This window comes from Nonomuraea sp. NPDC005983 (assembly GCF_040614375.1).
Taxonomy (GTDB): Bacteria; Actinomycetota; Actinomycetes; order Streptosporangiales; family Streptosporangiaceae; genus Nonomuraea.
In genome coordinates, this window is the sequence record NZ_JBEXUP010000153.1 from 15,580 (window position 1) to 20,766 (window position 5,187).

A 5,187-nucleotide genomic window follows, 5' to 3' on the forward strand; every position below is an offset into this window, starting at 1 on the left:
TCGACGAGCGGTTCGACAAGGTGGATGGGGATCTGGGGGAACTCAAGGCGATGTTGGTGAGTCTGGGAGCAAAGGTTCCGGAGAAGGCGTAGGAACGGCGGACGAGGGCCGGGGGGCGGGCCTCGCCTGACATTTGGCCCTATATCGGGCCTATCGGACCGGCCCCGACAACGTGTCACCACCGACAGGAAGACGAAGACGGCTCCTGGGAGACATAATCGGGCTTGTGGCGCGCGACACTGTTGAGACTCACTTCACCCAGGCCGTTGCGACGCTGAAGGGAGGCGTCGCCAGAGACCCAGGTCAGCCGATCCGCGAGGGCACCTCGCTGACAGGCGGGCAGTGTCGCACCCTGTTCCGGAGCCAGCTCGACAGCCGCCTGCTCGACATCGCCGCCCGCTGGCTGCGTGAGCAGGACGAAGGCTTCTACACGATCGGCTCCGCCGGGCACGAGGGCAACGCGGCCGTCGCCGCCGCGCTCAGGCCCGACGACCCGGCGCTGCTCCACTACCGTTCCGGCGCCTTCTACCTGGCGCGGTCCGAGCAGGCGGGCCGGCTGCCCGAGCAGGGCATCCGCGACGTCCTCTTGGGGCTGACCGCCTCATCGGAGGAGCCGATCGCGGGCGGGCGGCACAAGGTGTTCGGCCACCCCGACCTGGCGATCATCCCGCAGACCTCGACGATCGCCAGCCATCTGCCGCGCTCCGTGGGCGTGGCGTTCGCCATCGAGCGTGCCCGCGCGCTGGGCGTCCCCTCTCCCTGGCCTGAGGACGCGATCGCGGTGTGCAGTTTCGGCGACGCCTCGACCAACCACGCGACGGCGCTGTCGGGGTTCAACACGGCCGCCTACGCCACCCATCAGGGGCAGGCGCTGCCGCTGTTGTTCGTCTGCGAGGACAACGGCATCGGCATCAGCGTCCGCTCGCCCAGGGGGTGGGTGGAGGCGGCGGCGCGGCGTCCCGGCATCGAGTACTTCGCCGCCGACGGCTGCGACCTGGCCGAAGCGTTCGACGCGGCGACGCGGGCCGTCCAGCATGTGCGCGAGCGGCGCTCTCCCGCGTTCCTGCACCTGAGCACGGTCCGGCTGATGGGCCACGCGGGCTCCGACGTCGAGTCCGCCTACCGCACGCAGCGCGAGATCCGCGCCGACCTGGAGCGCGACCCGCTCCTGCGTACCGCGCAACTGCTCGTCGAGGCGGGCCTGATCACACCGGACGACCTGCTCAAGCAGTACGAGTCGGCGCGCGAGCACGTGCTGCGCATCGCGCTGGAGACGACCCGCAGCCCGCGGCTCCGCTCCGCCGAGCAGGTCATGGGGCCGATCGCGCCGCGTCGGCCCGACATGATCGCCAAGATCAGCCCGGTCGCGGCGGAGGCGACGGACCGGGACCGAGCATTCGCCGGCACGCTGCCCGAGAACGAGAAGCCGCTGACGCTCAGCCAGTCGATCAACCGCACACTCGCCGACGCGCTGGCCGTGTACCCGGAGATGATGGTCTTCGGCGAGGACGTCGCCAAGAAGGGCGGCGTCTACGGCGTGACGCGCGGGCTGCAGAAGCGCTTCGGCGCCACCAGGGTCTTCGACACCCTCCTGGACGAGCAGGCCATCCTGGGCCTGGCGCTCGGCTCCGGCGTGTCGCGGATGCTGCCGGTGCCGGAGATCCAGTACCTGGCCTACCTGCACAACGCGCTCGACCAGATCCGCGGCGAGGCGTCGACGCTGTCGTTCTTCTCGCAGGGTTCCTACACCAACCCGCTGGTCGTGCGGGTCGCCGGGTACGCCTACCAGAAGGGGTTCGGCGGCCACTTCCACAACGACAACGCAGTCGGGGCGCTGCGCGACATACCCGGCCTGGTGATCGCCTCGCCGTCGCGTCCCGACGACGCCTCGGCGATGCTGCGCACCTGCCTGGCGGCGGCGCGCACCGAGGGGTCGGTGTGCGTGTTCCTGGAGCCGATCGCGCTGTACCACACGCGTGACCTGTTCGACGAGGGCGACGGCAAGTGGCTCGCGCCGTACGTGCCGCCCTCGCGCTGGCGGGAGGCGCACGTCCCGATCGGGCGGGCCCGCTCGTACGGCGACGGGCGCGACCTGACGATCGTGACCTTCGGCAACGGGGTGCGGATGAGCCTGCGGGCGGCGGTCAAGCTGACCCAGGAGGGCTACAGCTGCCGGGTGCTGGACCTGCGCTGGCTGTCACCGCTTCCGGTAGAGGACCTGCTGCGGGCGGCGGAGCTGACGGGCAAGGTGCTGATCGCCGACGAGACCCGGCACTCGGGCGGCGTCTCGGAGGGGGTCATGGCGGAGCTGGTCGACGCGGGCTTCACGGGGCCGATCGCCAGGGTGACGTCCCCTGACAGCTTCATCCCGCTCGGCGATGCCGCCAACCTCGTGCTCCTGTCCGAGGAGGAGATCGAGCAGGCCGCGCGCAAGCTGCTCGGCTGACGCGCGGCGTGTCGTCCACGCCGTGTTCAACGGCGGGAAGGTGACTCCATTGAGGGGGCGGGTTCGCTCACCTGCCGTCCGGGGGTCAGTAGGGGCTGGGGGCGCCGAACATCTCCGGGACCCGGGAGGCCACCGCGACGTCCCCTGCCACCTTCAGCCGTCCCGACACGAGGAGCGCCGCCGGGTTGGACGTGCCCGCGAGGATGCGGAGCAGGTCGGCGGCGGGCATCGAGAGGGTCAGCGTCGCGTTCCGGGCGCGGCCGAGACGGGCGCGGGCGCGGTCGCCGCTGACGGCGACGGTCCACGTGGCCCGCGGCCCGAGGCGGAACTCGATCAGGCCGCGGAAGCCCGCCGCCCTGGCGGGGTCGAACGACCTGGCCATCAGGGTGAACAGCAGCCGCTGCGCGGCGGGGCCGAACCAGCGGGCCAGCTCCTCGTCCGTCCGGTTCGCCACGAGCCGCGCCAGCAGCCGCCGCCCGCCCCGCCGGGCGTTCCGGCGCGCCGCCGCGAGGACGTCGCCGGGAGCCGGGACCGCAGCCCGCGGCCGCGTGATGCGGGCGAGCTCCGCCTCCTCGTCGATCGGGTACGGCTCGGCCATGGTCCTGGCGGGAGCCCGCCTGGCCAGGGCGGACTCGACGGCCGGGGCGAGCCGGTCGAGCCTGGCCCGCTCGCGCTCCTCCCGTCCTTCGGCGAAGACCGGCAGGACCTTCTCGCCGAACAGCTCCAGGCTCTCGCAGATGTGGTCATGGCGGTTTGGCCCGGCCTGCAACACGAAGATCATCTGGTCGACGCCCGCCGCCTCGTAGCGTCCGATCAGGTCGATGAGGTGCTGTGGCGTGCCGAGCGCGCCGCCGAGCGGGTCTCCGCCCCGCAGCTCCGGGGCCTGTTCCAGGAAATCTCGCCAGATGTCGCCGTGGCCCGGCACGTGCCCGGACGGCCCGTAGTAGTGCGCCAGCGCGTACGCGAAGAACCCCGCCCCCATCGCCCCTCTTCGGCGGGCCTCCTCCGCGTCCTCGTGGCACATCATGGGCAGCACGACGGCGAGGTTGGCGTTCACCGCGAACCCGGCGGGCACGCACTCCTCCGACGCCAGCAGCCGGTAGTACTCGCGCGACCACGCGGCCGCGTCCTCCGGGTGGATGAACGCGAACGACAGCGCGCCGATCCCGTTGCGCGCCGCCAGGTGGATGGTCTCCCGGCGTGAGCAGGCCACCCAGAGCGGCGGATGCGGCTTCTGCACGGTCTTCGGGATCACGTTGCGCGGCGGCATCCGCAGGTAGGGCGAGTCCCATCCGGCGAACGGCTCCTCCACGAACATCCGGGTGACGGCGTCGATGGAGTCCTGCCACATCTCTCGCTTGCGGTCGCGGACCACGCCGAACCCGCCCAGTTCGGCGGCCGAGCTGGCCTCGCCGGTGCCGAAATCGACCCGTCCGCCCGAGACCAGGTCGAGCGTGGCGATCCGCTCGGCGACCCGCGCCGGGTGGTTGACAGGCGGCGGGAGCTGCACGATGCCGTGGCCGAGCCGGATGTTCCTGGTGCGCTGCGAGGCGGCGGCGAGGAACACCTCGGGCGCGGCCGAGTGCGAATACTCCTCCAGGAAGTGGTGCTCAACCGCCCAGACGTAGTCGAAGCCCACCCTGTCGGCGAGTTCGACCTGCTCGAGCGCGTCGCCGTAGAGCCGCTGCTCGCTGTCGGCCTCCCACGGCCTGGGCAACTGGTGCTCGTAGAAGATTCCGAACCGCACACTCCGGACGCTAGGCGTCCACTCGACGCCAGGCAACGTTCGCGTCGGCGCGTTCCGTCGGGAACTGTGCGCGCCCGTCTCACCGTGCGCCGCCGAGCACAGGTCCTAATCTGGGATTTCATGGACGATCAACTCGCCGTGAAAGCGATCCGGCGGATCGGGAGATAAGTGATTGACCGCTGATCGCGTCCGAAGGGTTGCACATGACGGGGGAAACATCGTGACGGCGATGTCGTGGGCCGCGACCTCGGCAGAGGACGCCGGGCCCATCCGGTACGGCCTGGACGACGCCGAGGTGTTCGGCACGGTGTTCGACGCCTACTTCGGCGAGGTCCACCGCTACGTCGCCCAGCGTCTCGGCGCCGACAGCGCCGAGGACGTCGTCGCCGACACCTTCCTCATCGCCTTCCGCAAGCGTGCCCAGTACGACCCGGCCCGCGCCACCGTGCGGTCCTGGCTGTACGGGATCGCCACGAAGCTCGTCGGCAAGCACCGCCGCCAAGAGGCGCGGACGTTGCGCGCGCTCGGCAGGCACGGGCCCGACCTCGACGCGCCCGGCCACGAGGACCGGGTGAGCGCGCAGGTCAGCGCGCAGAGCCTGCGTCCAAGCCTGGCCGCCGCGCTGGCGGAGCTCCACCAGCGTGACCGCGACGTCGTGCAGCTCGTCGCCCTCGCCGGGCTGAGCCACGACGAGGTCGCCGCGGCGCTGGGCATCCCGTACGGCACGGTGGCGTCCCGGCTGAACCGGGCCAGGAAGAAGCTGCGCGCGGCCCTGGGCGGCGCCAACCCGATGCTCGCCCTGGAGGAGGCCGACCATGGATGAGCCGGGCCGGCTGATGGGGGGCGACCCCGCGTCCGCGGATGAGCTGGGCCTGCTCCGTGAGCTGCACGGCAGGCCGGAGGCCGATCCGGCGCTGCGGGCCAGGGTTCGCGGCCTGCTCGAGGCCGAGCCCCGCCGGGCCCGGCGCAGGCGGCTGGGCTGGTCCGTGGCGCT

At 71.9% G+C, this 5,187-nt stretch carries 3 protein-coding genes; 2 read left to right on the forward strand and 1 reads right to left on the reverse strand.

Translation table 11 applies throughout. The annotated features are described in order from the left end of the window. Nucleotides 1-226 precede the first annotated feature (226 nt). Nucleotides 227-2,446, forward strand: a complete 2,220-nt coding sequence (locus ABZ297_RS39580) for a thiamine pyrophosphate-dependent enzyme (protein WP_355357218.1) — start codon at nucleotides 227-229, stop codon at nucleotides 2,444-2,446. A gap of 85 nt (nucleotides 2,447-2,531) precedes the next feature. Here ABZ297_RS39580 and ABZ297_RS39585 read toward each other — a convergent pair whose 3' ends face one another. After that, complete coding sequence (locus tag ABZ297_RS39585; protein ID WP_355357220.1) at nucleotides 2,532-4,193, reverse strand: LLM class flavin-dependent oxidoreductase; 1,662 nt, start codon at nucleotides 4,191-4,193, stop codon at nucleotides 2,532-2,534. 229 nt (nucleotides 4,194-4,422) lie between these two features. Between ABZ297_RS39585 and ABZ297_RS39590 the strand changes: the two genes are divergently transcribed. Continuing rightward, complete coding sequence (locus tag ABZ297_RS39590; RefSeq protein ID WP_355357222.1) at nucleotides 4,423-5,016, forward strand: RNA polymerase sigma factor; 594 nt, start codon at nucleotides 4,423-4,425, stop codon at nucleotides 5,014-5,016. The last annotated feature ends 171 nt before the right edge of the window (nucleotides 5,017-5,187 follow it).

Excerpts from the sequence above, each read along its gene's own strand:
- ABZ297_RS39590 (WP_355357222.1), top strand. The coding sequence starts at position 4,423 with ATGTCGTGGGCCGCGACCTCGGCAGAGGACGCCGGGCCCATCCGGTAC.